Annotated in this window: 26 protein-coding genes, 1 pseudogene and 2 riboswitches; of the genes and pseudogenes, 20 read left to right on the top strand and 7 right to left on the bottom strand. The window is 72.3% G+C overall.

What is annotated here, in order from left to right:
- Window positions 1-9 precede the first annotated feature (9 nt).
- Together GA0074692_RS09905 and GA0074692_RS09900 are read left to right on the top strand one after the other, a co-directional pair.
- The gene (locus GA0074692_RS09905) at window positions 10-1,554 is read left to right on the top strand and encodes a GMC family oxidoreductase (protein ID WP_091642174.1); all 1,545 of its coding nucleotides are present in this window, start codon (window positions 10-12) and stop codon (window positions 1,552-1,554) included.
- Window positions 1,551-3,029 (top strand): aldehyde dehydrogenase family protein, encoded by a 1,479-nt coding sequence (locus tag GA0074692_RS09900; RefSeq protein WP_218106612.1) that lies wholly within the window; start codon window positions 1,551-1,553, stop codon window positions 3,027-3,029. The genes GA0074692_RS09905 and GA0074692_RS09900 overlap by 4 nt, the downstream gene beginning before the upstream one ends.
- A 71-nt stretch (window positions 3,030-3,100) precedes the next feature.
- Here GA0074692_RS09900 and GA0074692_RS09895 read toward each other — a convergent pair whose 3' ends face one another.
- Window positions 3,101-4,321, bottom strand: coding sequence for an RNA-guided endonuclease InsQ/TnpB family protein (locus GA0074692_RS09895; protein WP_218106611.1), 1,221 nt, complete (start codon window positions 4,319-4,321; stop codon window positions 3,101-3,103).
- Between the two features lie 38 nt (window positions 4,322-4,359).
- Between GA0074692_RS09895 and tnpA the strand changes: the two genes are divergently transcribed.
- The 8 genes from tnpA (at window position 4,360) to GA0074692_RS09855 (ending at window position 9,513) form a co-directional block, all read left to right on the top strand.
- Window positions 4,360-4,755 carry an IS200/IS605 family transposase gene (gene tnpA / locus GA0074692_RS09890; RefSeq protein ID WP_091642171.1) on the top strand — a complete coding sequence of 132 codons (396 nt, stop codon included), beginning with the start codon at window positions 4,360-4,362 and terminating at the stop codon, window positions 4,753-4,755.
- Between the two features lie 108 nt (window positions 4,756-4,863).
- Complete coding sequence (locus GA0074692_RS09885; protein WP_091642168.1) at window positions 4,864-5,400, top strand: flavin reductase family protein; 537 nt, start codon at window positions 4,864-4,866, stop codon at window positions 5,398-5,400.
- A gap of 27 nt (window positions 5,401-5,427) precedes the next feature.
- Entirely contained in the window at window positions 5,428-5,637 is a 210-nt protein-coding gene (locus GA0074692_RS09880; protein WP_091642165.1) for an MbtH family protein, read from the top strand.
- A 483-nt stretch (window positions 5,638-6,120) separates the two neighbouring features.
- Window positions 6,121-7,485: a hypothetical protein gene (locus GA0074692_RS09875; RefSeq protein WP_141725218.1), complete on the top strand. Its 1,365-nt coding sequence runs from the start codon at window positions 6,121-6,123 to the stop codon at window positions 7,483-7,485.
- Between the two features lie 244 nt (window positions 7,486-7,729).
- The gene (locus tag GA0074692_RS09870; RefSeq protein WP_091642158.1) at window positions 7,730-8,104 is read left to right on the top strand and encodes a hypothetical protein; all 375 of its coding nucleotides are present in this window, start codon (window positions 7,730-7,732) and stop codon (window positions 8,102-8,104) included.
- Between the two features lie 259 nt (window positions 8,105-8,363).
- A complete protein-coding gene (locus tag GA0074692_RS09865; protein WP_141725216.1) occupies window positions 8,364-8,660 on the top strand; it encodes a hypothetical protein in 297 nt (98 codons plus the stop codon).
- Between the two features lie 191 nt (window positions 8,661-8,851).
- Window positions 8,852-9,112: a hypothetical protein gene (locus tag GA0074692_RS09860; RefSeq protein ID WP_141725215.1), complete on the top strand. Its 261-nt coding sequence runs from the start codon at window positions 8,852-8,854 to the stop codon at window positions 9,110-9,112.
- A 104-nt stretch (window positions 9,113-9,216) separates the two neighbouring features.
- Window positions 9,217-9,513: a hypothetical protein gene (locus tag GA0074692_RS09855; RefSeq protein WP_141725214.1), complete on the top strand. Its 297-nt coding sequence runs from the start codon at window positions 9,217-9,219 to the stop codon at window positions 9,511-9,513.
- An 85-nt stretch (window positions 9,514-9,598) separates the two neighbouring features.
- Here the strand turns inward: GA0074692_RS09855 and cobN are convergent, their stop codons facing one another.
- Window positions 9,599-13,279: a cobaltochelatase subunit CobN gene (gene cobN / locus GA0074692_RS09850; RefSeq protein ID WP_091653143.1), complete on the bottom strand. Its 3,681-nt coding sequence runs from the start codon at window positions 13,277-13,279 to the stop codon at window positions 9,599-9,601.
- A 51-nt stretch (window positions 13,280-13,330) separates the two neighbouring features.
- Window positions 13,331-13,412, bottom strand: a riboswitch (cobalamin riboswitch).
- Between the two features lie 68 nt (window positions 13,413-13,480).
- Here cobN and GA0074692_RS09845 point away from each other — a divergent pair.
- From GA0074692_RS09845 to GA0074692_RS09830, 5 genes and pseudogenes are all read left to right on the top strand, one after another.
- Window positions 13,481-14,680 carry a hypothetical protein gene (locus GA0074692_RS09845; protein ID WP_091653139.1) on the top strand — a complete coding sequence of 400 codons (1,200 nt, stop codon included), beginning with the start codon at window positions 13,481-13,483 and terminating at the stop codon, window positions 14,678-14,680.
- Window positions 14,677-15,306, top strand: coding sequence for a precorrin-8X methylmutase (locus GA0074692_RS09840; protein WP_091642143.1), 630 nt, complete (start codon window positions 14,677-14,679; stop codon window positions 15,304-15,306). The genes GA0074692_RS09845 and GA0074692_RS09840 overlap by 4 nt, the downstream gene beginning before the upstream one ends.
- A pseudogene (locus GA0074692_RS35850) lies at window positions 15,303-15,889 on the top strand (precorrin-2 C(20)-methyltransferase); the annotation flags it as partial. The gene GA0074692_RS09840 and the pseudogene GA0074692_RS35850, both read left to right, overlap by 4 nt.
- 99 nt (window positions 15,890-15,988) lie before the next feature.
- Window positions 15,989-16,825 (top strand): precorrin-3B C(17)-methyltransferase, encoded by an 837-nt coding sequence (cobJ, locus tag GA0074692_RS35845; protein WP_342672863.1) that lies wholly within the window; start codon window positions 15,989-15,991, stop codon window positions 16,823-16,825.
- A gap of 203 nt (window positions 16,826-17,028) precedes the next feature.
- Entirely contained in the window at window positions 17,029-17,634 is a 606-nt protein-coding gene (locus GA0074692_RS09830; RefSeq protein WP_245730255.1) for a hypothetical protein, read from the top strand.
- Window positions 17,635-17,649: 15 nt separating this feature from the next.
- Here the strand turns inward: GA0074692_RS09830 and GA0074692_RS09825 are convergent, their stop codons facing one another.
- Genes GA0074692_RS09825 through GA0074692_RS09805 form a run of 5 tightly spaced genes read right to left on the bottom strand, consistent with a single transcriptional unit; the run spans window position 17,650 to window position 20,993 of the window.
- On the bottom strand, window positions 17,650-18,417 hold the full coding sequence (locus tag GA0074692_RS09825) for a cobalt-precorrin-6A reductase (RefSeq protein ID WP_091642140.1): 768 nt from the start codon (window positions 18,415-18,417) through the stop codon (window positions 17,650-17,652).
- Window positions 18,414-19,235 carry an energy-coupling factor ABC transporter ATP-binding protein gene (locus GA0074692_RS09820; protein WP_091653130.1) on the bottom strand — a complete coding sequence of 274 codons (822 nt, stop codon included), beginning with the start codon at window positions 19,233-19,235 and terminating at the stop codon, window positions 18,414-18,416. The genes GA0074692_RS09825 and GA0074692_RS09820 overlap by 4 nt, the downstream gene beginning before the upstream one ends.
- A gap of 17 nt (window positions 19,236-19,252) precedes the next feature.
- On the bottom strand, window positions 19,253-19,999 hold the full coding sequence (cbiQ, locus tag GA0074692_RS09815; RefSeq protein ID WP_091642136.1) for a cobalt ECF transporter T component CbiQ: 747 nt from the start codon (window positions 19,997-19,999) through the stop codon (window positions 19,253-19,255).
- On the bottom strand, window positions 19,999-20,316 hold the full coding sequence (locus GA0074692_RS09810; protein ID WP_091642132.1) for an energy-coupling factor ABC transporter substrate-binding protein: 318 nt from the start codon (window positions 20,314-20,316) through the stop codon (window positions 19,999-20,001). Before GA0074692_RS09810 ends, cbiQ begins: the two co-directional genes overlap by 1 nt.
- Window positions 20,313-20,993, bottom strand: a complete 681-nt coding sequence (locus tag GA0074692_RS09805) for an energy-coupling factor ABC transporter permease (RefSeq protein ID WP_091642129.1) — start codon at window positions 20,991-20,993, stop codon at window positions 20,313-20,315. Before GA0074692_RS09805 ends, GA0074692_RS09810 begins: the two co-directional genes overlap by 4 nt.
- A gap of 28 nt (window positions 20,994-21,021) precedes the next feature.
- Window positions 21,022-21,191: riboswitch (cobalamin riboswitch) on the bottom strand.
- 243 nt (window positions 21,192-21,434) lie between these two features.
- On the opposite strand from GA0074692_RS09805, the gene GA0074692_RS09800 reads away from it, so the two are divergent.
- The 5 genes from GA0074692_RS09800 to GA0074692_RS09780 are packed head-to-tail and all read left to right on the top strand — an operon-like array spanning window position 21,435 to window position 26,619.
- Window positions 21,435-23,045 carry an ABC transporter substrate-binding protein gene (locus GA0074692_RS09800; RefSeq protein ID WP_091653127.1) on the top strand — a complete coding sequence of 537 codons (1,611 nt, stop codon included), beginning with the start codon at window positions 21,435-21,437 and terminating at the stop codon, window positions 23,043-23,045.
- Complete coding sequence (locus GA0074692_RS09795; RefSeq protein ID WP_091642126.1) at window positions 23,042-24,055, top strand: ABC transporter permease; 1,014 nt, start codon at window positions 23,042-23,044, stop codon at window positions 24,053-24,055. The genes GA0074692_RS09800 and GA0074692_RS09795 overlap by 4 nt, the downstream gene beginning before the upstream one ends.
- Window positions 24,048-24,920 carry an ABC transporter permease gene (locus GA0074692_RS09790; protein WP_091642122.1) on the top strand — a complete coding sequence of 291 codons (873 nt, stop codon included), beginning with the start codon at window positions 24,048-24,050 and terminating at the stop codon, window positions 24,918-24,920. Before GA0074692_RS09795 ends, GA0074692_RS09790 begins: the two co-directional genes overlap by 8 nt.
- Window positions 24,917-25,957 (top strand): ABC transporter ATP-binding protein, encoded by a 1,041-nt coding sequence (locus GA0074692_RS09785; RefSeq protein WP_245730254.1) that lies wholly within the window; start codon window positions 24,917-24,919, stop codon window positions 25,955-25,957. Before GA0074692_RS09790 ends, GA0074692_RS09785 begins: the two co-directional genes overlap by 4 nt.
- Window positions 25,954-26,619 carry an ABC transporter ATP-binding protein gene (locus GA0074692_RS09780; RefSeq protein WP_091642118.1) on the top strand — a complete coding sequence of 222 codons (666 nt, stop codon included), beginning with the start codon at window positions 25,954-25,956 and terminating at the stop codon, window positions 26,617-26,619. Before GA0074692_RS09785 ends, GA0074692_RS09780 begins: the two co-directional genes overlap by 4 nt.
- Window positions 26,620-26,628: the final 9 nt, after the last annotated feature.

Raw genomic sequence — 26,628 nt, 5'->3', positions numbered from 1 at the left:
GCAACGCACGTGACAGCGACACCTGCCGGCGCGGACATCGTCGTCGTCGGCGCCGGATCCGCCGGCTGCGCCCTGGCCCGCCGGCTCGTCGATCGCGGGCTACGCGTCGTCGTGCTCGAGGCCGGCGGCGCGGACACCAACCCCGACATCGCCACGCCGGGACGGCTGGCCTACCTCTGGTTCGCCGAGGAGGACTGGGCCTATCACACCGCGGCACAACCCCACGCCGGGCACCGGCGCCTGCACTGGCCACGCGGACGGGTGCTCGGTGGTTCCAGCGCGCTCAACGGCATGATCTGGGCGCGTGGCGCCGCGGCCGACTACGACCACTGGGCGTACCTCGGTAACGACGGCTGGTCCTGGACGGACGTCCTACCGGTCCACCGGCGCATGGAGGACCTCGATGCCGTCTCCCCACTGCGCGGCACCGGCGGACCGATCCACGTCATGTCCCAGTACCGCCCCGATCCGATCTTCGAGTCCTGCCTCAAGGCCGCCCAGGAGATCGGTGTCGGGATCAACCCCGACTACAACTCCGGCGAACTGGACGGGGCGTCGCAGACCCAGTTGACCATCCGCGACGGCCGGCGGCAGAGCGCCGCCGTGGGGTACCTCCACCCCGTCCTCGACCACCCGGGGCTCACCGTCGTCACCCGCGCGCACGCCCGTCGGCTGCTGTTCGCCGGCGACCGCTGCACCGGCGTGGAGTGGGAGCGCGACGGGCGCACCCACACCACCCACGCCGACGTCGAGGTGATCGTCTCCGCCGGCACCGTCGAATCGCCCCGCCTGCTGCTGCTCTCCGGCATCGGCGACGCCGCCGACCTACGCCGACACGGCATCGACGTCCGGGCGCACCTGCCCGGCGTGGGCCGCAACCTGCACGACCACCTGCTCACCCCGGTCATCTTCGGCACCACCCGCCCGGTCGGACGCAGTCCCGACCTGTCGCCGATGCAGAGCCAGCTGTTCTGGCGTAGCCGGTCCGGCCTGCCGGTACCCGACGTCCAGATGCTGCACTTCCCGGTCCCGATGTACCAGCCCGGGATGTCCGGTCCGCCCGACGGGTTCACCCTCCAGGCTGGTCTGGTCCGGCCGGCGAGCCGGGGACGGATCAGTCTCGTCGACGCTGACCCGCACGCCGGGCTCGACATCGACCCGGCGGCGCTGTCCTGCCCACAGGACGTCGAGGCGCTCGTCGACGCGGTGCTCCTGTGCCGGGAGATGGGTGCCGCGTCAGCCCTGACCGGCGAGTGGGGCGCGCGGGAAGTTCATCCCGGCCCGCAGATCCGTACCCGTGACGACCTGCGCGACTACGTACGCGCCACCGCCGGGACCTACCACCACCAGGTCGGCGCCTGCAAGATGGGCGCCGACGACCAGGCGGTGGTCGACGCCCGCCTCCGGGTACACGGCGTGCGGGGACTACGCGTCGCCGACGCGTCGATCATGCCGGCGGTGACCACCGCCAACACCAACGCCCCGGCGATCCTCATCGGTGAACTCGCCGCCGACTTCGTCACCGCCGACCACACCCGGCAGGACCAGCCGTGACCCCGGCGGTGACCGGCCAGGTGTGCCGGCTGTTCATCGACGGTGACTGGGCCGACCCGGCATCCGGCGGGTACGACACCTCGCTGGACCCGGCCACCGGACAACCGCTGGCCCGCTACGCCGTGGCCGGCCCGGCGGACGTCGATGCGGCGGTGGCCGCCGCCCGTACCGCGCTCGCCAGCCCGGCCTGGGCGCTGATGACGGCCGCCGCGCGAGCCCGGCTGCTGTGGCGGGTCGCCGACCTCGTCGACGAGCACGCGGGCACCCTGGCCGAGCTGGAAACCCGCGACCAGGGCCAGCCGCTGCCCGCCGCCCGGGGCTGCGTGGCCGCCGCGGCCGAGCACCTGCGCTACTTCGCCGGCTGGTGCACGAGGATCGAGGGCCGCACGACGCCGGTGTCCTTCCCGGACACGCTGCACTACACCCGCCGGGAGCCGGTGGGGGTGTGTGCCCTGATCGCGCCCTGGAACTTCCCGCTGCTCATCGCGGTGTGGAAACTCGCCCCGGCCCTCGCGTGCGGCAACACCGTGGTGCTCAAGCCGGCCGAGCAGACCCCGCTCACCGCCGCGTACCTGGTGGAGTTGTGCCGGCAGGCCGGCGTACCGCCGGGTGTGGTCAACCTCGTCACCGGCGGGCCGGACACCGGCCGCAGCCTGGTCGCCCACCCGGGCATCGACAAGGTGTCGTTCACCGGTTCCACCGCCGTCGGCCGGGAGATCGGGCGGGTCTGCGGCGAACAGCTGAAGCGGGTGACGCTGGAACTCGGTGGCAAGGCGCCGGTGATCATCGCCGGGGACGCCGACCTCGACGCCGCAGCCGCCGGCTGCCTACGCGGCGGGCTGGCCAACAGCGGCCAGTCCTGCACCGCCTACACCCGGCTGTACGTGCAGCGGCGGCGGGCCGACGAGTTCGCCGAGAAGCTCGCCACCATGGCCGGAAAGGTGCGGCTCGGCCCCGGCCTGGCCCCCGACAGTCAGCTCGGTCCGCTCATCTCCGCCGAGCACCTGCGCCGGGTGGACCACCTCGTGCGTACCGGCACCGCCGAGGGCGCGCACCTGGTCACCGGGGGCGCGCAGGCCACCGCCGGCGCGCTCGCTGACGGCTACTTCTACCAGCCGACCGTGTTCAGCGGGGTGGACGACACGATGACCATCGCCCGTACGGAGATCTTCGGGCCCGTGCTGTGCGTCCTGCCGTACGACGACCGGCCGGACGTCGTCGAGCGGGCCAACGACAGCGACTACGGCCTGTCCGCCGCAGTGTGGACCCGCGACCTGGCCACCGCCCACCGGCTCGCCGGGGCGTTCCGGGCCGGAGCGGTCTTCGTCAACATGCCGCCGCAGCCGGATCCGGCCGGACCGTGGGGCGGCGTCAAGTCCAGCGGTGTGGGCCGCGAGATGGGCGCCGCCGCGATCGAGGCGTACACCGAGATCAAGGGGGTGTGGCTGCACACCCCCGCTGCCGACCACCCCTGACCCGCGTCCGGTACGAGCGGCAGCGCTGAGCCAACCGTCCAGCACCAGCACCAGCACCGGGGAGGAACGTGTTAACGATCCCCACGGATAAATCCGGGGGATTCTCCTCCGGGGCCAGGCCCTGGATTCCCAGCTCGGACCGCACCTGATCCACCGTCCCGGAAGGAGGCGATCAGATGTCTTACGTCGTCGGCACTGGCACGGTCGCGTTCGGCCGTGGCGAGGATCGTCCTCGCGGCGTTTCGGTCGCGGCATGCGGTATAGCCGCATGCCGCGCACTCGAAGGTACGGATACCCAGTCCGAGGCGAAGATTGGCTCTCTCTCCGCACTCGGAGCAGGTCATCGTGGTGTAGGCGGGCGGTACCAGCACCACCTTGCGGCCCGCCCGCGTACCACGCTCGATCAGTTCTTTCTTACATGCGCCGATCGCCGCGTCGGCCGCTTTGCGGGCCATCGTGGTGCGGGCGAGGAATGTCGGCTTGAAGTCCTCGACCGCGATCAGCGCGTGGTGGTCAGTGACGTTCTTGGCCCAGACGCGGGCGTCGTGGGTGTTCTGTCGGGCGGCCTTCTTCGCGACCCGGGCGGCCTGCCGCTTTGCGGTCTGGTAGCCCTTCGACGGGGCGTGTCCCTTGGGACGACGGCGGCGGGCCATCTTGCGCTGGGCCTTGGCCATCTCGGCGGCGCACCGGCGGCGATGGCCGAGGTGCGGCAGGTCGAACGCCGGGTCGGTCGTGGCGGCGGTGGTCTTGACGCCCCAGTCGACGCCGATACCCGGCGAGTCCGACTCGGGTGCGGTGGTGATCTCACGGCGGACCACGAACGAGGCGTACCAGTGGCCGAGGGTGTCTTGGTAGACGCGCACGCTGGTCGGCTCGGACGGCAGTTCCCGCGACCAGACGACCGGAACGGTCACCTTGCCCGGCAGGCACAGCCGGCCGTCTTTGATCCGGAAGCCGCGGGTGGTGTACTCCAGGGTCGGCAGCGAGTCCTTGAGCCGCTTGACCTTCGGTCGGCCCCGGCCCTTGACCTTGAACGAGTGGTCCAGGGCGGCACCATAGGTGCGCAGTGTCTGCTGCTGTGCGACCTGCGATCCCTCGCGCAGCCAGGCATTACGGCTGCGGGCCTCGGTCAGCAGCTTCGACAGCTTCCCGAACGTCGGCTTGCGGCCGGTCTTCTGCTGGTGCACAGCTTCGTTCCACAACCACCGGCACCGGCCCCACTCGTCGAGCAGTGCGGCCTGCGCGATGCGGCCGGGCCGCAGGCGATAGGTGTAACGCACTGTCTCGTCCACGCCGAACACTATATACCACAAAGCTATATAGTCTCGGCATGGACGAGGTCAGGTCGAACAACAACGTCGTGTACCGCTGCCACTACCACGTCGTCTGGTGCCCGAAGTACCGCCGCAAGGTCATCGACGGCAAGGTGGACGAGCGGCTCAAAGAGATCATCCGCGAGGTTTGCGCCGAGCGGAACGCACCGATCGAGGCGATCGAGACGATGCCCGACCACGTGCACCTGCTCGTGGTCGTGGACCCGCAGTACGGCATCCACCGCCTGGTCAAGCAGATCAAGGGCCGATCCTCCCGACTGCTGCGCCAGGAATTTCCGCACCTCAAGTCCCGGATGCCGACCCTGTGGACCAACTCGTACTTCGTCGCCACGACCGGCGGCGCCACTTTGGAGGCGGTCAAGAGGTATGTCGAGAACCAACGCAACATGTGACCAGACGCCCATCCGCCTTGGCGGCGAATGGGCTATCCCTGACCTGCTCCGCAGGGGTTCCGTTTCCTCCCCACGGCTAAAGCCAGGGGTTTCCACGGAAGACATCCGATGACCGAGCCCGCCGACAGCTCTCCGCCGGTCGACGTCGACGCGGAGACCCTGCGGACGCTGCTGCGCCACCAGGCCAGCACCGTCACCGTGGTCACCGCTGCCGGCGCCTCGGCGGTCGGCTTCACCGCCACGTCGTTCACCTCGGTGTCCCTGCGACCGCCGCTCGTCCTGTTCTGCGTGGCCCTCGGCTCGTCGAGTTGGCCCACCATCTCCCGGGCCCGGCACGTCGGCGTGCACCTGCTCGCCCGCCAGCAGCAGGAACTGGCCCGACGCTTCGCCACCGGCGGCATCGACCGGTTCGCCGCGCCGACCCGCTGGCGGCCCGGACCCGAGGGGGTGCCGATCCTCGACGACACCCTGGCCTGGCTGGTGTGTCGCGTGATCGACCGGGTGGTCGCGGGCGACCATGCCGTCGTGCTGGCCGCGCCGGAGCTGCTACGGCACGGCGAGGCCGGTTCGCCGCTGCTCTACCACCAGGGCCGGTACACGGACCTGGCCGAACGACCCGAGCCGGTCGTCGGACGAGCGGCCTGAAGTCAGTCAATGCGAAGGAGAAGCCTGATGGACAACTCTGAAGACCTGCGCCGCTACCAGGTCGTGGTCAACGACGAGGAGCAGTACTCGATCTGGCTGGAGGGATCGGAGATTCCGGCCGGATGGAGTCCGGTGGGGATCACCGGTGACCGCGTGCGCTGCCTGGCGTACATCGACGAGGTCTGGACCGATCTGCGTCCGCGCAGCCTACGGGAGCGACTGACCGCGCAGGGCTGATGTCGACGAGGGTGGAGTGGGAAGTCAGTCCGGAGACGGGTCGGTGAGCTGTAGACGCCCGCGAAGGCGCCGCGCCTCGCGACCGCGGTACGCATGCAGGACGCCTTCGAGGGCGTCGCGTACGTGGGGATCGGGATGATCTGCCAGGTACGCCAACTTGATCGGACAATCCATCTCCGTCGGGATTCCCACAACGTCGACCTGTCCGGAACCGTATCCGGTGCCCCAGCCCCACCTCCATTTCGGACGAGCCTGGCCGCCAATATCTGTATCCCTGTGTCCAAGGTCAGGGGTCGAGCCTTCTGGGAAACGCGAATCTTGTCAGACGCGATCTACGGGATCTGCGCGGTGCGTGCCTGCTTGGTGTGAATCTGATCAACGCGGACCCTGCATCGGTCGGGAACCCGACCTGCCCTTCCCCTGTCACGTCCGTTGCTGGTATTCCTGGTGCCACTATGCATCACGTGTCCGAGGGGGCCGGCGATGGCGATCAGACAGGTGACCGTGCCGTGGGTCAGAGGCTACGACTTCGGAGTCGGCGCGGATCTGGCGTCCGGTAGTCCAATGGGGATGGTGGTGGCCGGTGGGGCCACTCCCGTGGACAATGCCCAGGGCGCCACGGTGAACATCCAGATCCAACGTATTCAATCGACCGAAGAGCTTGAGCAGGCACTCGGGATCGACGTCGAAGCCAGTTACGGCTGCGCCGCGTTCGGCGCCGGTGTGTCGGGGCGCTTCTCGTTCGCCAGAAAGGCGAAGGTCCAGGCGAGTTCACTTTTCCTGAGCATCAGCGTGCAGGTCGAACTGGCGTTTCTCTCCATCGACGATCCGGTACTCACCGCACCTGCGGCGGAGAGCATCAACCTGCCGGACAACTTCGCCGCCCGGTACGGCAACATGTTCGTCCGGGGCATCGGCCGAGGTGGGCTTTTCGTCGGTGTGCTTCGGATCGACACCAACTCGTCGGCGGAGTCGACGGATATAACGGCCAAGCTGGGTGGCTCGTACGCCCTGTTCTCCGGGGAAGCCGAAACCAAGTTCAGGGAGGTGCAACAGCAATACCGGAACGAGGTCTTCGTGCAGATGTACCACGAGGGCGGGCCGACCGACCTGCGGATCGCCGACCCCGGTGATCCACTCCAGTTGCTCACCAACGCCAACCTTTTCCTGCAGAGCTTCCAGACCAACCCGGACCAGGTGGCGCGGCCCTACTTCGTCACCCTCGCGCCGGTGGTGATCGCGCGCGGCCCGCTGCCGTTGAACGCCGCAGAGATCGAGCACGCGCAGGATGTTCTGATCTACTGCGCCAAGCGCCGTAGTGCCTTGCTCGACCAGATGAACCTGCTCGACTACATCAACGACAACCCGTCCCAGTACGCCGATGGTGACACGGCCAGCCGTGATGCGGTCCGCCGGGCCATTCAGGACTTACAGACGGATCTCGATCTCATCGCTGCCTGCGCCAGTGCAGCGATCAACAATCCGGCGAAGGCCAAGATGCCGGCCGAGTTCGCGGCAGATCGCGGGACCACCTTTCCGAAGGCTTCGCTACCTGATCCTCTACCGGCAGCGAAGGCGGGGCAGAACATGGTCGCGGTGCCCGACTTCCGCGGGTGCGCGACGCAGGCGGCCTGCAGGGAGCTGGCCGAGCGCTCTGGGCTGCGGCTCGCCTACGAGTACCAGGGCAAAGAATTCGCCGATTTCCGCGTGCTCGACTTCCGGCCACCGAAGGGAACCATGCAACCGGCCGGCAGCATCATCACCATCAGCTGCCCGCCATCCCGGCGATCCATGCAGATGAACATCACCCGGGTCTGGGGTACCCGGATCGCTGACTTCGGACGCTGATCGGCGTTCCATCGGTCGCCCAAGGAACCACACCAGAGCGAAATGCATCGGAGGACGTCATGGATTTTCGCGAGGACCAGACGTGGGTGGGCGCCGGAGGGAAGGTCGGCGGGATCGCCATCTTCGGTGCCGAGTCGTTCGAGGGAGTAGCCGTCCGGGTCGACTCCGTCGACAACAGCTGGCACGAGGTCAACGTCACCAGTGTCCGGCTCGGCTTGGGGCTGGGGGATCGGTCGGGCTCTCCGTGTTCGTCGGGTTCAACATGCCATTGCTGGAGTCGGCGAACGGTCTCTCCGTGACCGACTGGGGGCTGAACATCGCCATCCCCGAGGTCAAGGTCGGACTCGACGACCTGCGCTACGGCCTCGAGCTCGACAAGTTTCTCAGCGGTAGCGACTTTCTTGCGCCGCTGTTTCTCAGCGAGATGAAGAACGCCGAGCGGTTCGGCAAGTTGCGGGACTTTGCCTCGTGGCTCTGGTCTACGGGCGAGTTCTACGGGACGGGTACGTCCAGCGACCCGGCGATCATGGTCATCGACGTCCCCGGGGCGGGCTGGGGTGCCGAAGTTTCCGCCTTCGTCACCGGTGGCGAGTTCTCCTGCGGCGGAGTGGTCGGCTGACCGGTTCGGTCGGGGGTCGAGGTCGGCCGCGCGAGACGGGGTGGTCAGCCGCGTCTACCGGGCAGGGGGGAGTCCCGGTAGAGCGTTCAAAGGTGGCCCGAACGGGTGGCTGCACTCGCCTGCGACCACCCCCCCGCCTGCTCGTGTGGTCGGGGATGAGGCGCCCCGGCCGGACCGGTTGGTGAGGGTTTCCCATACCGTCCGACGCTCGTGTTGATCGATAATTGGGGCCGTACCTGCCCACATCGAAAGGACACGAGTGAAGCGCCGAATTCTGCACGTGCTGGCGGCCATGACCGTCGTTCTCGCCGGCTCGGCCGTGGCGGCCGCCCCGGCCTCGGCGAGTGACCGGTTCGGCTTCGTGTGCAACCTGAAGGAGAACACCTGGCTGCGCACGGCGCCCCACGGCTCCGTGCTGCTCACCCTGACTGCCGGTCGCGGGTTCCGCTGGCACGGCGAGGTCTGGGCGATCGACAACGACACCTGGATCTACGGCCACGGCGCCGAGTACCCGTCGGTCGACGGCTGGGTGCCGGCTGGCAACACCACCTGCTGAGAAACAGTCGCGCACAGGGGGTGGCCGCATCGTCTGCGGCCACCCCCTGGCTGCTTGTGCGACCAGGAGGCGGGCCGGTTGGTGAGGGCTTCCCATACCCACCGGCAGGCGACGTGATCACAATGAGAGCCGCATCTGCCCACAGTGGAAGGACAAGAGTGAAACGTCGGCTTCTGCACACGATGGCGGTCGTGACCGTTGTTCTCGCCGGCTCGGCCGTGGTGGCCGCCCCGGCCTCGGCGAGCGACGCTCCCGGCACCGTCTGCCTCCTGAAGGAGAACACCTGGTTGCGCGACATGCCGCACGGCTCGGTGCTGCGTACCCTGACGGCCGGGCGCGGGTTCCGGTATCACGGTTCGGGCTGGGTCGGAGACGACGTCTGGATCTACGGCCACGGCGCCGAGTACCCGGACATCGACGGCTGGGTCCCGGCCCGTAACACCACCTGCTGAGTGCCGGCTCGCAACACCACCTGCTCGGTGTGACCCAGGCCGGGGATGGTTGTCCCCTGCCGTCGACGCGCAGGCCGATCACAGGAACACGAGGAAGGATACGAGTGAAGCGCCGAATTCTGCACGTGATGGCGGCCATGACCGTCGTTCTCGCCGGCTCGGCCGTGGTGGCCGCCCCGGCCTCGGCGAGCGACGCGCCCGGGAGCATCTGCACCCTGACGGAGAACACCTGGCTGCGTAGCTCGCCGCACGGCTCGGTGCTGCGGACCCTGACGGCCGGGCGCGGGTTCCGGTATCACTGGCACGGCTGGGCCGAGGACGACGACGTATGGATCTACGGCCACGGCGCCGAGTACCCGGACATCGACGGCTGGGTTCCGCGACGCAACACCACCTGCTGAGCAGGTAACTCCACCGGGGACGGCTGCAGGCGACTGCGGCCGTCCCCGTGTTCCAGGTAACCCTCAGGCGCAGCCCCGGGCGGGCTCAGTCGCCGTCCTCCAGGTCGCCCTCGACCTCCAGGTACGCCTGGCGCAGCGCGTCCATCAGCGCCGGATCGGGCTTGGCCCACAGGCCCCGGTCGGCGGCCTCGGTGAGCCGCTCGACGATGCCGCGCAGCGCCCACGGGTTCGACCGGCGCAGGAAGCGCTGGTTCTCCTCGTCCAGCACGTAGCTCTGGGCGAGCTGCTCGTACATCCAGTCGGTGACCACCCCGGCGGTCGCGTCGTAGCCGAACAGGTAGTCCACCGTCGCGGCCATCTCGAACGCGCCCTTGTACCCGTGCCGGCGCATCGCCGCCATCCAGCGCGGGTTCACCACGCGGGCCCGGAACACCCGGGCGGTCTCCTCGGTCAGCGAGCGGGTCCGTACCGCGTCGGGCGTGGTGCTGTCGCCGATGTACGCGCGCGGCGCCTGTCCGGTCAGCGCCCGCACCGTGGCGATCATGCCGCCGTGGTACTGGAAGTAGTCGTCGGAGTCGGCGATGTCGTGCTCGCGGGTGTCGGTGTTCTTCGCCGCCACCGCGATCCGCCGGTACGCCGACTCCATGTCCTGCCGGGCCGGTCGTCCCTCGAGGCCGCGACCGTAGGCGAAACCGCCCCAGACCGTGTACACCTCGGCCAGGTCGGTGTCGTCGCGCCAGTTCCCGCTGTCGATCAGCGGCAGCAGCCCGGCCCCGTACGCCCCCGGCTGGGAGCCGAAGATGCGGGTGGTGGCCCGCCGCTCGTCGCCGTGGTCGCCCAGGTCGGCGCGGGCGTGTGCGGCGAGGTAGTTGTCCTCGTCCGGCTCGTCCAGGGCGGCCACCGCCCGGATCGCGTCGTCGAGCAGGAGCACCACGTGCGGGAAGGCGTCCCGGAAGAACCCGCTGATCCGTACGGTCACGTCGATCCGGGGCCGACCCAGGTCGGCGAGGGGGACGACCTCGAAGCCGGTCACCCGGCGGGACATCTCGTCCCAGGACGGCTGCACGCCGATCAGCGCGAGCACCTCGGCGATGTCGTCGCCGGCGGTACGCATCGCGGAGGTTCCCCACACCGACAGCCCGACCGACCGGGGCCACTCGCCGGTGTCCCGGCGGTACCGCTCGGCCAGCGAGGTGGCCATCGCCTGCCCGGTCTCCCAGGCCAGCCGGCTCGGGATCGCCTTCGGGTCGACGGTGTAGAAGTTCCGGCCGGTCGGCAGCACGTTGACCAGCCCGCGCAGCGGGGAGCCGCTCGGTCCGGCCGGGACGTACCCGCCGTCGAGGGCGTGCAGCACCGCGTCGACCTCGCCGGTGGTGCCCGCGAGGCGGGGCGCGACCTCGGTCGCGGCGAAGGCCAGCACCGGCCGGACGGCGTCGGTGTGCGGATCATCGGCGCCGAGCACCTCGGCGCAGACGCCGTCGACAGCCTCGGGCGCCCAGTCGTGCCGCTCCATCGCCTCGGCCAGCCGCCGGGCGACCGCCTCGACCCGGTCCACCTCGGCGGTCTGCTCCGCCGCCGTCTCGTCCAGACCGAGCGCGGTCCGCAGGCCGGGCACCGCGCCGACCTGCCCGCCGAAGACCTGCCGGGCGCGCAGGATGGCCAGGATCAGGTTCACCCGGGCCTCGCCGGTCGGCGCCGCCCCGAGCACGTGCAGGCCGTCGCGGATCTGCGCGTCCTTGATCTCGCAGAGCCAGCCGTCGACGTGCAGCAGGAACTCGTCGAACTCGGCGTCGTGCGGGCGCTGGTCCAGCCCGAGATCGTGGTCGAGGCGGGCGGCCTGGATGAGCGTCCAGATCTGCTGCCGGATCGCCGGCAGCTTCGCCGGGTCCATGGTGGAGATGTTGGCGTACTCGTCGAGCAGTTGCTCCAGGCGGGCGATGTCGCCGTAGCTCTCCGCGCGGGCCATCGGCGGGACGAGGTGGTCGACGATGGTGGCGTGCGCGCGGCGCTTCGCCTGTGCGCCCTCACCCGGGTCGTTGACCAGGAACGGGTAGATCAACGGCAGCTCACCGAGGACGGCGTCCGGGCCGCACGAGGCGGACAGGCCGATGTTCTTGCCGGGCAGCCACTCCAGCGACCCGTGCTTGCCCAGGTGCACCACGGCGTGCACGCCGAACTCCTCGTCCAGCCAGCGGTAGGCGGCCAGGTAGTGGTGCGTCGGCGGCAGGTCCGGGTCGTGGTAGATGGCCACCGGGTTCTCCCCGAATCCGCGCGGCGGCTGGATCATCAGCAGCACGTTTCCGGCGCGCAGGCCGGCCAGCACGATGTCCCCGTCGAGGTTGGTCGACCGGTCGACGAACAGCTCACCCGGGGCCGGACCCCAGTGCTCGGTCATCGCCTCGCGCAGGTCCTCCGGCAGCGCGTCGAACCAGCGCCGGTAGGTGGCCGCCGGCACCCGCACCGGGTTGCCGGCCAGCTTCTCGTCGGTGAGCCACTCCGGGTCCTGCCCACCGGCGGCGATCAGGGCGTGGATGAAGCGGTCGCCGTCGGCGTCGTCGCCGTCCCCGCTGGGTACGAGGCCGGGCAGCGCGTCCGGACCGTCGACCGGCCCGACGTCGTAGCCCCGGTCCCGCAGCTCCCGCAGCAGCCGGACCGCGCTGGCCGGGGTGTCCAGACCGACCGCGTTGCCGACCCGGGCGTGCTTGGTCGGGTACGCCGAGAGCACCACCGCGATCCGCCGCTGGGCCGGCGGGACGTGCCGCAGCCGGGCGTGCCGTACGGCGATCCCGGCCACCCGCCGGGCCCGCTCCGGGTCGGCCACGTAGTGCGGCAGCCCGTCGGCGTCGGTCTCCTTGAACGAGAACGGCACGGTGATCAGCCGCCCGTCGAACTCCGGTACGGCGACCTGAGTGGCCGCGTCCAGCGGGCTCAACCCGTCGTCGCTCTCCGCCCACGTCCGCCGGTCGCTGGTCAGCGCCAGCGCCTGGATGATCGGCACGTCCAGCGCGGCCAGCGCGCCCACGTCCCAGGCGTCGTCGTCACCACCGGCGGACACCTCCGCCGGCCGGGTGCCACCGGCGGCGAGCACCGTGACCAGCAGCGCGTCCGCCCGGCCGAGGGTGCGCAGCAGCTCCTCGTCGGCGGTACGCAGGCTCGCGCAGTACACCGGCAGCGGCACCCCGCCGGCGTCCTCGACCGCCGCGCAGAGCCCCTCGACGAAGGCGGTGTTGCCGCTGAGCTGGTGCGCCCGGTAGTAGAGGATCGCCACGGTCGGCCCGTCGACCGTGTCCGGACGGTGTCCGGGCGCGGTGCGGGTGTCGCGCGCCAGCACTCCCCAGGTGGGCTGCTCGGCCGGCGGCGCGAAGCCCTGCCCGGTCAGCAGCACCGTGTCGCCGAGGAAGGCGTGCAGTTCGCGGAGGTTGTCCGGGCCGCCCTGGGCGAGGTAGGCGTGCGCCTCGGTGGCGATGCCCTGCGGCACCGTGGAGCGGGCCATCAGGTCCGCGTCGGGCAGCGCCTCGCCGCCGAGCGCCACCACCGGCACGTCCCCGGCGAGCAGGGTGTCCAGGCCCTGCTGCCACATCCGGTAACCGCCGAGGATCCGGACCACCACCAGGTCGACGCCGTCGAGCAGTGCGGACAGCTCCGCCGGGTCGTCGCCGAGCCGGGCCGGGTTGGCCAGCCGGTACGCCGCCGCGCTGGCCCGCGCGCTCAGCAGGTCGGTGTCCGAGGTGGACAGCAGCAGGATAGAGACATCGCGGCCAGACATGGCTGACTCCTCCTCGGGTCCGCGCCCGTGGTCGTCGGTCGCGGCCAGCCGGAGTGTCTGGCTCCCGGGCACGGCGCGAGCGCCGCATCCGGTGACAGTGGCGGGACCGCCCCGGACTCACACCGGGTTCCTCCACACCGACCGCGTGATGCTGATCTCGACGCGGATCCGCGCCGAGTGCCACGACTCTACGATGATCAGGTGCCTGATGTCTCCTCCCCGTCCCGTCGTCCTGCCGACGACCGGTGCCCGGGAGCGCTCCGCGCCCACCAGGCCGCCGACGGGGCCTTGGTCCGCGTCCGGATTCCGGGCGGCCGGATCACCTCTGCCCAACTGCGCTGTCTGGCCACGGCGGCCCGCCGCGACGGTGACGGCACGCTGGAGTTGACCTCCCGGGGCAACGTGCAGGTGCGCGGCATCACCGACCCGGACGGCGTCGACCGGATCGCCACCGCGCTGGCCGGGGTGGGTCTGCTGCCCAGCGCCACCCACGAACGGGTCCGCAACATCGTCGCCTCGCCGCTGAGCGGGCTGGACGACACCGGCCACGCCGACGTACGCCCGCTGGTGGGCGCGGTGGACGCCGCGCTCTGCGCCGCCGCCGACCTGGCCGGGCTCAGTGGCCGGTTCCTGATCGCCCTCGACGACGGCCGGGGCGACGTGACCGGGCTCGGCGCGGACCTCTGCTGGACGGCCGGCACCGGCGCGCTGCTGGTCGACGGCCGGGACGTCGGCCTGCGGGTCACCACCGACGTGCCCGCCGCGCTGGTCACCGCCGCCCGGGTGTTCCTGCGGCTCTGCGCTGGGCGTACCGGACTGTGGCGGATCGCCGACCTGCCGGACGCGCCGGATGCGATCACCGCCGAACTGGGCGGCCCGCACGCCCCGCCGGTGGAGCCACCGCACGGCGCGCCGCCCCCGGTCGGTGTCCACCCCGGCGGGTTCGTCGTCGTCGCAGCCCCGCTCGGCCGGCTCACCGCCGACCAGGCCGACACGCTCGCCGCCGTCGCGGACGGCTCCGACCTGGTGGTCACCCCGTGGCGCACGGTCGTCGTCGGGTCCGCCGAGCCCACGACGGTGTCCACGCTGGCCGCCGCCCGGCTGGTCGTCGACCCGGCCTCACCGTGGGTCGGGGTGACCTCCTGCACCGGCCGGCCGGGCTGCGAGAAGGCCCTGGCCGACGTCCGGGCCGATGCCGCCGCCGCCCTCGCCGCTGCCGGGCCCCGCTCCTCCGAGGCGCTGCCGCTGCACTGGGCCGGCTGCGACCGGTGCTGTGGACGGCCGACCGGGCCGGTGGCTCTGGCGGTGGCCACCGGCTCGGGATACCGTGTCGCGGGCCCGGCGGGGGAACAGCACGGCCCGCTCGGCGTCCGACTGGCACAGGCACGGGGAGCACAGTGAGCTACGACTACGTCCGCGAGGGCGCCGAGATCTACCGGCGTTCCTTCGCCACCATCCGCGCCGAGGCCGATCTGTCCCGACTGCCGGCCGACGTCGGCCAGGTCGTCGTCCGGATGATCCACGCCTGCGGCATGGTGGACCTCGTCGACGACGTGCAGGCCCACCCGGACGTGGTCTCCGCCGGCCGCGCCGCCCTGGCCGCCGGTGCGCCGATCCTCTGCGACGCGGCCATGGTCGCCGCCGGGGTCACCCGCGCCCGGCTGCCCGTCGACAACGAGGTGGTCTGCACCCTGCGCGACCCGGCGGTGCCGGAGCTGGCCACGCGACTCGGCACCACCCGCAGCGCCGCCGCGATGGAGCTGTGGCGGGACCGGCTCGACGGCGCGGTCGTCGCCATCGGCAACGCCCCGACGTCGCTGTTCCGGCTGCTGGAGATGATCGACGAGGGGGCACCCCGACCCGCCGCGATCATCGGGGTACCGGTCGGTTTCATCGGCGCCGTCGAGTCCAAACAGGCCCTCGCGGCCCACCCGGCGGGCATCCCGTACCTGGTCGTACACGGTCGCAGGGGCGGCAGCGCGGTCACCGCCGCCGCGGTCAACGGCATCGCGAACGAGGTGGAGTGAACGTGTCCGCAATCGGCAGGCTCTACGGCGTCGGCGTCGGCCCCGGCGACCCCGAACTACTGACCGTCAAGGCGGCCCGGCTGATCGCCGAGGCCGACGTGGTCGCCTACTACTCGGCCCGGCACGGCCGCAGCATCGCCCGCTCCATCGCCGAGGGCCTCCTACGCGAGAACCACGTCGAGGAACCGCTGGTCTACCCGGTGACCACCGAGGACACCGACGACCCGGGCGGCTACGAGGGCGTCATCCGGCAGTTCTACGACGACAGCGCCGAACGGCTCGCCGTGCACCTCGCCGCCGGGCGTACCGTCGTGGTCCTCTGCGCCGGTGACCCGATGTTCTACGGCTCCTACATGTACCTGCACGAACGCCTCGCGCACCGGTTCCCCGCCGAGGTGGTGCCCGGGTGACCTCGGTCAGCGCCGCCTCGGCCGTCCTCGGTCGCCCCCTGGTCGAACGGGACGAGGTGCTGACCATCCTGCCCGGCACCCTGCCCGCCGAGGAACTGGCCCGCCGGCTCGCCGACACCGACGCCGCCGCCGTGCTCAAGCTCGGCCGCACCTTCGACAACGTCCGCGCCGCCCTCGACGACGCCGGCCGCCTGCCGGAGACCTGGTACGTCGAGCGGGCCACCTCGTCCCGGGGGCGGCACGCCCCGCTGGCGGAGGTTCCCGCCGACGAGGTGCCGTACTTCTCGCTGGCCCTGCTGCCCAGCCCCACCAGCGCGGCGGCCCGCGACGACCTGCCCGCCCCGGCGCCGGTCACCGGCCAGGGCGAGGTCACCGTGATCGGGCTCGGCCCGGCCGGGCCCCGTTGGCTCACCCCGGAGGTGGGCCGGGCGCTGCGCGAGGCCGAACACCTCGTCGGCTACGGCCCGTACGTGGACCGGGTGCCGGTGCGCCCCGGCCAGGAGCGGCACACCTCCGGCAACCAGGTGGAGACCGAACGGGCCGCGCACGCCCTCGACCTGGCGCTCGGTGGGGCCCGGGTGGTGGTGGTCTCCTCCGGTGACCCGGGCGTCTTCGCGATGGCCAGCGCCGTCTACGAGGTGGCCACCGCCGAACCCCGGTTCGCCGGAGTGCCGGTGCGGGTGCTGCCCGGCCTGACCGCCGCCCAGGCCGCCGCGAGCCGGATCGGCGCGCCGCTCGGGCACGACTTCGCGATCCTGTCCCTCTCCGACCGGCTCAAGCCGTGGCCGGTCATCGAGTCCCGACTTGCCGCCGCCTCGGCGGCGGACCTGGTGCTGGCCCTCTACAACCCGGCCTCGGCCAGCCGCCGCTGGCAGGTCGGCGCGGCCAAGGACGTCCTGCTGCGGCACCGCGACCCGAAGACCCCGGTGGTGGTCGCCCGGGACGTGGGCCGGCCGGGGGAGAAGCTCACCGTGGTGTCCCTCGGTGACCTCGACCCGGAGACGGTCGACATGAAGTGCCTGCTGATCATCGGCTCGTCCACCACCCAGGTCAGCACCCGGGGCGACGAGTCGGTGGTGGTCTGGACGCCGCGCACCTACCCGGCCTGACGCGACGACCGGCCCGGCTGGCGCAGCTCAGCGACCACCCGGGCCGTGCCGCACGTGCGGGCCGGCGGTCGGCCACCCGGGCCCGACCACGACGGGGTCGTCGAGCTGATCTTGATGTAGGTGGCACCGGTGGGACGTGGCCCAAGCGTGGGCGACCACCTTGTGCGGGCGGTCGGAGTGCCGCCGCTGTGCATGATGGTCTGGTGGACGAAGGGGTGCGGCTGCGGCGGAACACGGCGAAGATGCGCGGGAGATACTTGTTTCCGGCTGTCCTTGGGGCTGGTGGTTGGGTCGCGGCCCGGGCTACTGCGGCGGATCCGAGCTCTGCCTTCAACAACTCAGGGCCTTTCATGTACCTCAGCGCGGCCATGTTTCTCGTTTTCGCCTGTGCTTTGGTTGCCCTCTTCTGGTCGTTCTACATTGACGTCGACGAGGCGGGGATGACTGTTCGGGCGCGTGGTGCCACGACGCGGCTGCCGTGGAGCTCGGTGGAGATGCTGACGGCGGTGAAGATTGGCACCGACTGGAGCAATCCGGTGTTGGAGATCCAGGTGGCGCCCGGTGTGCGGATCAGGAGGCGCTTCAACCGCGGGCACGAGGGCCGGCGGGTGTACGGCCTGGAGTCGCTGGAGAACTTCACTCTTCCGCCCGAGCAGGTGGTCGCCATTCTGGACAAGTACAGCGGCGGCAAGGTCGACGCGCAGGACTACCTCAACTATCGGGCGGGCAAGCGGGCAGTCGCGCAATGGTTGACCGAGCAGCAGCGCATCCGTGACCGGCCCGACGACGAAACCGGCAAAGACGGGTAGCTGGGCGGCGTCCGATCACCCAGCCTGCAGGTGCCGGTCCAGCCAGCGCACCGCGTCGTCGACCGTGGTCACCGTCGCGGGCGGACGGGCCGGCGTCGGCCGGTCGACCATCAGCACCGGCAGACCCAGGTGACGGGCGGCGGTCAGCTTCGCCTCGGTGAGCGCGCCGCCGCTGTCCTTGGTGACGACCACGTCGATCCGGTGTTCGCGGATCAGCGCGGTCTCCCCGTCCACCGTGTACGGTCCCCGGCTGCGCAGCAGGCGTACGTGCGCCGGCAGCGGGCCGTCCGGGGCGTCGACCACCCGGGCGAGGAACCACAGGTCGGTCAGGGGCGTGAACGCGCCCAGGCTCTGCCGACCGGTGGTCAGCAACACCCGCCGCCCCAGCGCTGGCAGCGCGGCCACTGCGGCGGGCAGGTCGGGCACCCGGTGCCAGCGGTCGCCCGGCTGCGCCGTCCAGCCCGGCCGCTCCAACCGCAGGTGCGGTACGCCGGCCGTGGCGGCGGCGTCGATGCCGGAGACCCGCATCCGCGCCGCGTACGGGTGGGTGGCGTCCACCACCGCGTCGATCCGCTGTTCGGTCAGCCATCGGGCCAGGCCGGTCGCGCCGCCGAACCCGCCGATGCGTACCTCGCCGACCGGTAGCCGGGGGTCGGCCACCCGCCCGGCCAGCGACGAGACGACCCAGACGTCGGGGCGGGCGGTGACGGCCGCCGCCAGCGCACGGGCCTCGGCCGTGCCACCGAGGATGAGCAGCCGCCACTTGGTCGTCCCGGCGGTCATCCGGCCTTCTCCTCGGTGGTCGTCAGTAGCGCCGCCAGTTCGGCGGCGGATCGGGGGCGGGCCCCGGACAGCTCGGGTAGCCGGTCGATCAGCCGGTGCACCAGGGGTGCCCATGCGGGCGTCAGCCGCGCTGCCGTGAGTAGTTCCGGGTCGGCCAGCGCCTCGGTGGTGGGCACCCGGCGTACGCCGCCGCCGGCCACGACCACCACCTCGTCCGCCCAGCGGAACGCCAGGTCGACGTCGTGGGTGGAGACCATGATGGTGGTCCCGTCGGCGTGCAGGTCGTCGAGGGTACGCAGCAGCGCCTCCACGCCCGCCGGGTCGAGACCGGCGGTCGGCTCGTCCAGGATCAGCAGCTCCGGGCGCAACGCCACCGCCCCGGCGATGGCGACCCGCTTGCGCTGCCCGTACGAGAGCAGGTGGGTGGGGCGGTCCGCCAGCGCGGTGACCTGCAACGCGGCCAGCGCCTCGTCGCAGCGTTGCCGCACCTGCTCGGCGGGGAGCCCGAGGTTCACCGGTCCGAACGAGACGTCCTGCCGGACGCTGGCGGAGAACAACTGGTCGTCCGGGTCCTGGAGCACCAGTTGCACCCGTTGCCGCAGTTCCAGCAGGCCGGCGCGGGTGCGCCGTACCGGGCTCCCGGCCACCTCGATGAGTCCCGCGTCCGGGCTGAGGGCACCGACCGCCAGCCGGAACAGGGTGGTCTTCCCGCCGCCGTTGGGCCCCACCACGGCCAGCCGCTGACCGGGCAGGACGGCCAGCTCCACTCCGGTGAGCACGGGCTGGCGGGGCTGGTAGGCGAAGTCCACCCCGGACATCCGCAGCAGCGGTCCGGTCACCGCCACGACGCACCCGAGACGGTCGTCGTCGCCACGATCGCCGCCAGGAGCGCGACGGTGGCGACCACGAAGGTCGGCGACACCCGCCGGTCCTCCACCTGCACGGCGAGGGAACCGGTGTAGCCGCGTACCGCCAGCCCCTCCTCGAGGCGGCGGGCCCGGGTGAAGGCGCGGACGAAGATCGCCCCCGCCTGCCCGGTCAGGGAGCGGTACGTGGTGCGCCAGGTCCGGTGGCCCAACCGTGCCGCCTGCGCCTCCCGTACCGCGCGCACGCTGTCGACCAGCAGGAAGAGCATCCGGTACGTCAGCGCGGCGACCTCGGTGACCGCCGCCGGCACCCCGAGCCGGACCAGCCTCGGCAGGACGTCCGACAGGGGAGTGGTGGCACTGAACAGCAGCACGCACAGCAGGCCCGCCACCGCCCGGCCGGTGGTCGTCGCCGCCGCCTCGGCCCCGGCCGGATTCCAGCCCAGCCGGGTCGGGGAGTGCACGGACACCAGCAGCGGCAGCGCGGAGGTGGCGATGAACAGCGCCGGCACCCGGGCGGCCCGCAGCAGCACCGGCAGCGGGACCCGGGCCGGACCGACCAGCAGCAGCGCGGCGGCGGTGCCCGCCAACGCGGCTCCCGGCCACGGGGGCAGCGCCACCGCGCAGCCCAGCAGGCCCAGGGCCAGCAGTGCCTTCTCGCCCGGGTGCCGCAGTCGCCAGGGGCCGGTGTGCGCGGCGACGTCGATGGCGAACACTAGCCGGCGGTGCGGTCGGTGTCGCGCAACCGTTGCCGGGTGCGGGCGACCCCGAAGTAGTAGCCGAGGAAGCCGGCCCCGACCGCCGCCTGGAGGGCGAACAGTCCCGACTCGATCTCACCGGAGGGCGGCTCGTAGATGGCGGAGAACCACGGTTCGTAGTCCGGGTGGTCGGTGACGATGGCCGCCTCGGCCTGGGCGTCCGCCCCGGCGAACGGCTCCTCGTGTGAATCGCCGAGCCCGAGGGCCAGTGGGGCGACCGCCAGCGCGACCACCGCCAGCAGCAGGAGCAGGTTCACCCGTCCGAAGCGCTTCACGCCGGCACCTCCTCGGTCTTGCGCAGCACGCCGAGGCGGCGCAGCTCGTCGCCGCTGACCCGGGTCAGCAGCCGCACCACCAGTACCGACAGCAGCCCCTCGCCGATCGCCAGGGGGATCTGGGTGACGGCGAAGATGCCGCCGAACTTCGCCACCGCGCCGAGGAAGCCGGACGCCGGGTCGGGGAACGCGAGGGCGAGCTGCACGCTGGTGACGCAGTAGGTCGCCAGGCCGCCCAGCGTGGCGGCGAGGAACACCGCCACGTCGAGCCCGCCGCCGAGCCGGCGGGCCAGCAGGTAGGCGCCGTAGGCCACCCACGGGCCGACGATGGCCATCGAGAAGACGTTGGCACCGAGCGTGCTCAGCCCGCCGTGGGCCAGCAGGAGCGCCTGGAACAGCAGGACGATGCTGCCGAGGACGCTCATCACCGGCGGCCGGAACAGCACCGCGCCGAGGCCGGTGCCGGTGGGGTGGGACGACGATCCGGTGACCGACGGGATCTTCAACGCCGAGAGCGCGAAGGTGAAGGCACCCGCCGCTCCCAGCAACAACTTGGCTTCGGGATCCCGGCGGACCTGCTGGACCAGGGCCCGGCTGCCGTGGACGACGAAGGGTGCGGACACCACGAACCACGCCGCGGCCTGCACCGGGGGTAGATACCCCTCGGCAATGTGCATGGGAGACCTTCCTCTCCAACACCTCGTGGACGAGATCACTGTCAAGGCCGGTCTCCTGGCTCCCGGATCGATGCTCCCCCCGGCCTTCCCAGGCCGTCGGCCCAGTGGCGCAAGTCGGAGGTCACTCCCCGGTCACAGTGGCGAGGGCCGCGCCGGTCTTCCACCGGCTTCCCGAGCACCTTGACGGCGAGAGGCTATCCACCCGCGACCCGGCGGGGCAAGGGATCGGCCGCCATCCGATCACCGTGTGCCCTGGATGTGCAGGTCAGGGGCGGGACGGGAGATTGTGATCATCATGACGCTCCGCCCCCTGGGCCGCTATTGCCAAGTTTTGGCAACTACGTGAGGATGGCCTCTGCGTGGGTCGCATGGTGCCCCGGGATGGCGGGGCCGTTCCGGGCCGACGCAGTCGTACCGGTCGAGCAACGGTGGGAGCGTGTCATGGGTACCCCTTCAGGCCGGTGGCCGGCCGGGCCAGCCCGGTGGGTGGCGGCGGCCGTCGTCGGCGTACTGGCCCTGGCCGGCTGTTCGGCCCCGACGGCCACGTCGCCGGGCGTCGGCGGCGGCACCCTCGTGGTGGCGACGGCGGCTGAGCCGACGACGCTGAACCCGGTGCTGAACTACGGGGTCGACGGCGCCTCGCTGATCTTCGACGGCCTGGTCGCCCGGGACGACCGCAACCAGCTCGTGCCGGCCCTGGCCCGCGAGCTGCCCACCGTGTCGGCGGACGGGAAGACGGTGACCGCGAAGCTGCGCGACGGGGTCCTCTTCCACGACGGCAGCCCGCTCACCGCGCAGGACGTGGTCTTCACCTACCAGACTGTGCTGGACCCGAAGGTCGACTCGACGCTCCGCTCCGATCTGGACATGCTCGCCTCCGTCACCGCGCCCGACCCGGCGACCGTGGTGTTCACCCTCCGGCACGCCTACACGCCGTTCCTGCAACGGCTGACGCTGGGCATCGTGCCGGCGAAGGCGCTGGCCGGGCAGGACGTCAACAAGGCCGCGTTCAACCGCCAGCCGGTGGGCACCGGCCCGTACCGGGTGACCTCGTGGACTCCCGGTGACCGACTCGTGCTCGCCGCCAACGACCGGTACTGGGGCGGCAAGCCCGCCAACCCGGGCGTGGTGGTGGCGTTCGTCCCCGACGACAACGTCCGTGCCCAGCGGACGCGGGCGGGGGAGTTCGACGCGGCGGAGTTGGCGCCGAAGCTGGCCACCGGGTTCGACGAGCGCGACGGCTACCGGGTGTTCAAGGTGCCCACCGCCGACTACCGGGGCGTCGTGCTGCCGATGGGCAATCCGGTCACCGGGGACCCGGCCGTACGGCGGGCGCTCAACGCGGCGGTGGACCGCGCGGCGATGGTGACTGGTGTGCTCGGCGGGGCGGGGGAGCCCGCCTTCGGGCCGGTGCCGCCGTCGTCGGAGTTCGCCGAGCCCGCGATCGTCGGCAAGCCGACCGCCGACCAGGCCGCCGCCACCGCCGCCCTCGACGCGGCCGGCTGGCGGCCCGGCCCGGACGGCGTCCGGGTCAAGGATGGTCGCCCGGCGGCCTTCGCGCTGATGTACCCGGCCACCGACAGCCTGCGCAAGGAACTCGCCCTCGCGGTCACCGCCGACGCGCGGAAGGTCGGCATCAAGATCACTCCCGAGGGGCTGACCTGGGACGCGATCACCCCACGGATGGCCAGCGACGCGGTGGTCATGGGCTTCGGCACCCCGTACGACCCGGACTTCGTCACCTTCAAGCTGTTCACCTCGACCTTCGCCGGCCAGGGCTTCTTCAACCCCGGCTCCTACCGCTCCGACATGGTCGACCAGGCGCTGCGGGACGGCCGGGCCAACGCCGACCCGGCGGCCCGGAAGGCCGCGTACGCCACCTTCCAGAAGCAGCTCGCCACCGACCTGCCCTGGGTGTTCCTGACCTACCTCCAGCACACCTACGTGGTCCGGGACGGGGTCACCGGCGTGACGCCCCGGGTGGAGCCACACGAGCACGACGTGGCCAACAGCATCTGGTGGAACATCCACACCTGGACGAAGTCGTCGTGACCGCCCCGGTGAAGACCGCCACCCGTCGAAGCCGGCTGGCGGGGGCCGGCACGGTCGTCCGCCGTCGGCTGCTGGTCGCCGTGCCGATCCTCGCCGCCACCAGCGCCGGCATGTTCGTCCTCGGCGCGGCCTCGCCGATCGACCCCGCCCAGCAGTACGCGGGCGCCGCCGCCTTCACCAGCAGCGAGGAGAACCTCGCCCAGATCCGCGCCAACTGGGGCGTCGACGACCCGCTGCCGGTGCAGTACGCCCGCTGGGTGGGCAACCTGCTCCGGGGCGACCTGGGCTGGTCGACCAGCCGCCACGAACCGGTCGCCTCGGTGCTCGCCGCCCGCGCCGGCTGGACCCTGCTGCTCGTCGGCACCGCCCTCGCCCTCGTCCTGGTGGCGAGCCTGCTGCTGGGCACCCTCGCCGCGTACCGGCGCGGCGGATGGTTCGACCAGTCCCTGCGTGCCACCGCGTACGCGGTGCAGTCCATGCCGGTGTTCTGGATCGGGCTGGCCGCGATCGCCCTCTTCGCGCTCACCCTCGGCTGGCTGCCCGCCGGCGGCCTCACCGACATCACCGCCACCCGCACGAACCCCGCCGACGTGGCGGTGCACCTGGTCCTGCCGGTGACGGTGCTGGCCCTGTCGCAGGCGCCGTGGTTCGTGCTGTTCATCCGGGACGCGGTGGCCGACAGCCTCCGCGACGACCACGTGCTCGCCGCCAAGGCCCGGGGTCTGCCCGGCCGGACGGTGCTGTTCGGCCACGCGCTGCGTACCGCGCTGCTGCCGTTCCTCACCCTGATCGGCACCCACCTGCCGGAGATCGTCGGCGGGGCGGTGCTGGTGGAGACCGTGTTCTCCCTGCCCGGCCTGGGTGCGGTCACCGTGCAGGCCGCCCTCGGCAGCGACTTCCCGCTGTTGGCCGCGATCACCCTGACCACCACCGTCGTGGTGCTGGCCGCGAACCTGGCCACCGACCTCGCCTACGCCGCCGCCGACCCCCGGGTACGCCTCGATGACTGACCTCGCCCTGCGGATCCGCACCGTCCGACTCCGGTGGCCCGGCCCGGGACGCGTCGGGGTGCTCGTCGCCGCCACCGTCCTGGCCGTCACGGTCCTCGCCGTGCTGCTCGCCCCCGCCCTCTGGCCGCTGGACCAGAGCGCGGTGGACCTGTCCCGTACCCGGATCGCGCCCTCGCCCGCGCACCTGGCCGGCACCGACGACCTGGGCCGCGACGTGCTCCACCGCAGCCTCTACGGCCTGCGCGTCTCACTGCTCGTCGGCGCGGTCGCCGCGCTGGTCGCCACCGTCATCGGCGGTCTCGTCGGCGCGGTCGCGGGCAGCATCGGCGGCTGGGTCGACCGGGTGCTGATGCGGATCGTCGACACCGTCGCCGCGCTGCCGCACCTGCTGCTGGGTATCTTCGTCGTGGCGATGCTGCGGCCCAGCCTCGGCGCGGTGATCCTCTCCGTCGGGCTGACCCACTGGCTCTCCACCGCCCGGATCGTCCGCTCCGAACTGCTCAGCCTGCGGACCCGGCCGTTCATCGACGCCGCCGTCTCCGGCGGGGCCAGCCGGACCCGGGTGCTCACCCGGCACCTGCTGCCGCACGTGCTGCCCCGGCTGGCGCTGGCGACCACGCTGATGGTGCCGCACGCCGTCTGGCACGAGACCGCCCTGTCCTTCCTCGGCCTGGGCCTGCCCCCGCACCTGGCCTCCCTCGGCAACATGATCAACGATGGTCAGCGGTCCCTGCTCACCGGCGCCTGGTGGGCCAGCCTCGTGCCCGGCCTGCTCCTCGTGGTCGTCACGCTGGCCCTGGCTGCCCTCACCGGCTGGTGGCGTGACCGCCTCGACCCCCGGGTACGAGCGGAGCTGAGCTTGTGACCGCCATCCGTGACACCGCCGCCCCCGCTGGCGTGGCGAGCGGGACCGGCGTCCCGCGCACCGGCGCGGGGGAACCCGCCCTGCTGGAGGTCGACGGGCTGACCGTCCGCTTCCGGCTCCGGGACGCCGTGGTGCACGCCGTCACCGACCTGAGCCTGACCGTCCACCCGGGCGAACTGCTCGCCGTGGTGGGGGAGTCCGGGTGCGGCAAGTCCGTGCTCGCCCACGCCCTGCTGGGCCTGCTGCCCGGCAACGCCACCGTCACCGGCCGGGCCCGACTGAGCCCGCCCGGCGGGGACCCGGTCGACCTGGTCGACTGCTCCGAGCGTCGCCTCGCCCGCACCGTACGGGGCCGGGCCGTCGGCCTGGTGCCGCAGAGCCCCGCCACCGCGCTCACTCCGGTGCGTACGGGCCGGCAGTTGCTGGTGGAGACCCTGCGCGCCCACGGCCACACCCGGCGCGACGCGCCCGCCGCCGCCGACCGGGTGGCCGCCGACGTCGGCCTACGCCCGGACGACCTCGACCGCTACCCGCACGAACTCTCCGGCGGCATGGCCCAACGCCTGGCCACCGCGCTCGCGCTCGCCCCCGACCCGCCGCTGCTGCTGGCCGACGAACCCACCACCGGCCTCGACCGCCCCCTGGTCGACCACACCCTCGACCTGCTGCGCCGCCGCTGCGACACCGGTGCCGCCGTCCTGCTCATCACCCACGACCTCGCCGCCGCCCGCCGCGTCGCCGACACCGTCGCCGTGATGTACGCCAGCCGCATCGTCGAGCACCGGCCCACCGAGGCGCTCTTCGCCACCCCCGCCCACCCCTACACGGCCGGTCTCCTCGACGCCCTGCCCGACCGCGCCTTCCGGCCCGTTCCCGGCCACCCGCCGATGCTCACCGACCTCCCCGCCGGCTGCGCGTTCGCCCCACGCTGCGGCCACGCCACCGCCACCTGCGCCACCCCGCCCGCCACCGGGCCGGTGACCGGCCCCGGCCGGGTCGCCTGCCACCACCCGCTGCCCGCCGGAGCGACCGCATGACCCCCACCGGGCTCGCCGCCCACCAGGTCACTGTCTCCTACGGCCGGCAGCGCGTCCTCGACCGGGTCGACCTGCACGTCGCCCCCGGGGAGACGGTCGGGCTGCGCGGCCCCTCCGGCAGCGGCAAGTCCACCCTCGCCCGGGTCCTCGCCCTGCTGCACGCCCCCGACGCCGGGCAGGTCACCCTCGACGGCCACCCGGTCGTCGGGGCCCGCCACCGGCTACCCCCGGCCGTCCGGACCCGGGTAGCGGTGCTCTTCCAGAGCCCCCGCGCGGCGACGGACCCCCGACTGAGCCTCACCGACGTCATCGCCGAACCCCTGCGCGCCACCGGCACCCCGCCCGAACCGGCCCGGGAGCGGGCGGCAGAACTGGCCGACCTGGTCGGACTCACCCCGGACCTGCTCACCCGCCGCCCGCACGCGGTCAGCGACGGGCAACTGCAACGCGCCTGCCTCGCCCGCGCCCTGGTGCACCGTCCGGACTACCTGCTCTGCGACGAGGCCACCGCCATGCTCGACGCCTCCACCCAGGCCCACCTCGCCGCCGTCATCGCCGACCACCAGCGCGAGCACGGCACCGGCGTCCTGGTCATCACCCACGACCCGGCCCTGATGGCCCGTTGGGCCACCCGCGTGGTCGACCTGGGATCGTCCTCGTAGCTCACCCGG

Source organism: Micromonospora pallida (genome assembly GCF_900090325.1).
In the GTDB taxonomy this organism is placed as follows: domain Bacteria; phylum Actinomycetota; class Actinomycetes; order Mycobacteriales; family Micromonosporaceae; genus Micromonospora; species Micromonospora pallida.
This window is presented reverse-complemented; position numbering and strand designations above follow the sequence as displayed.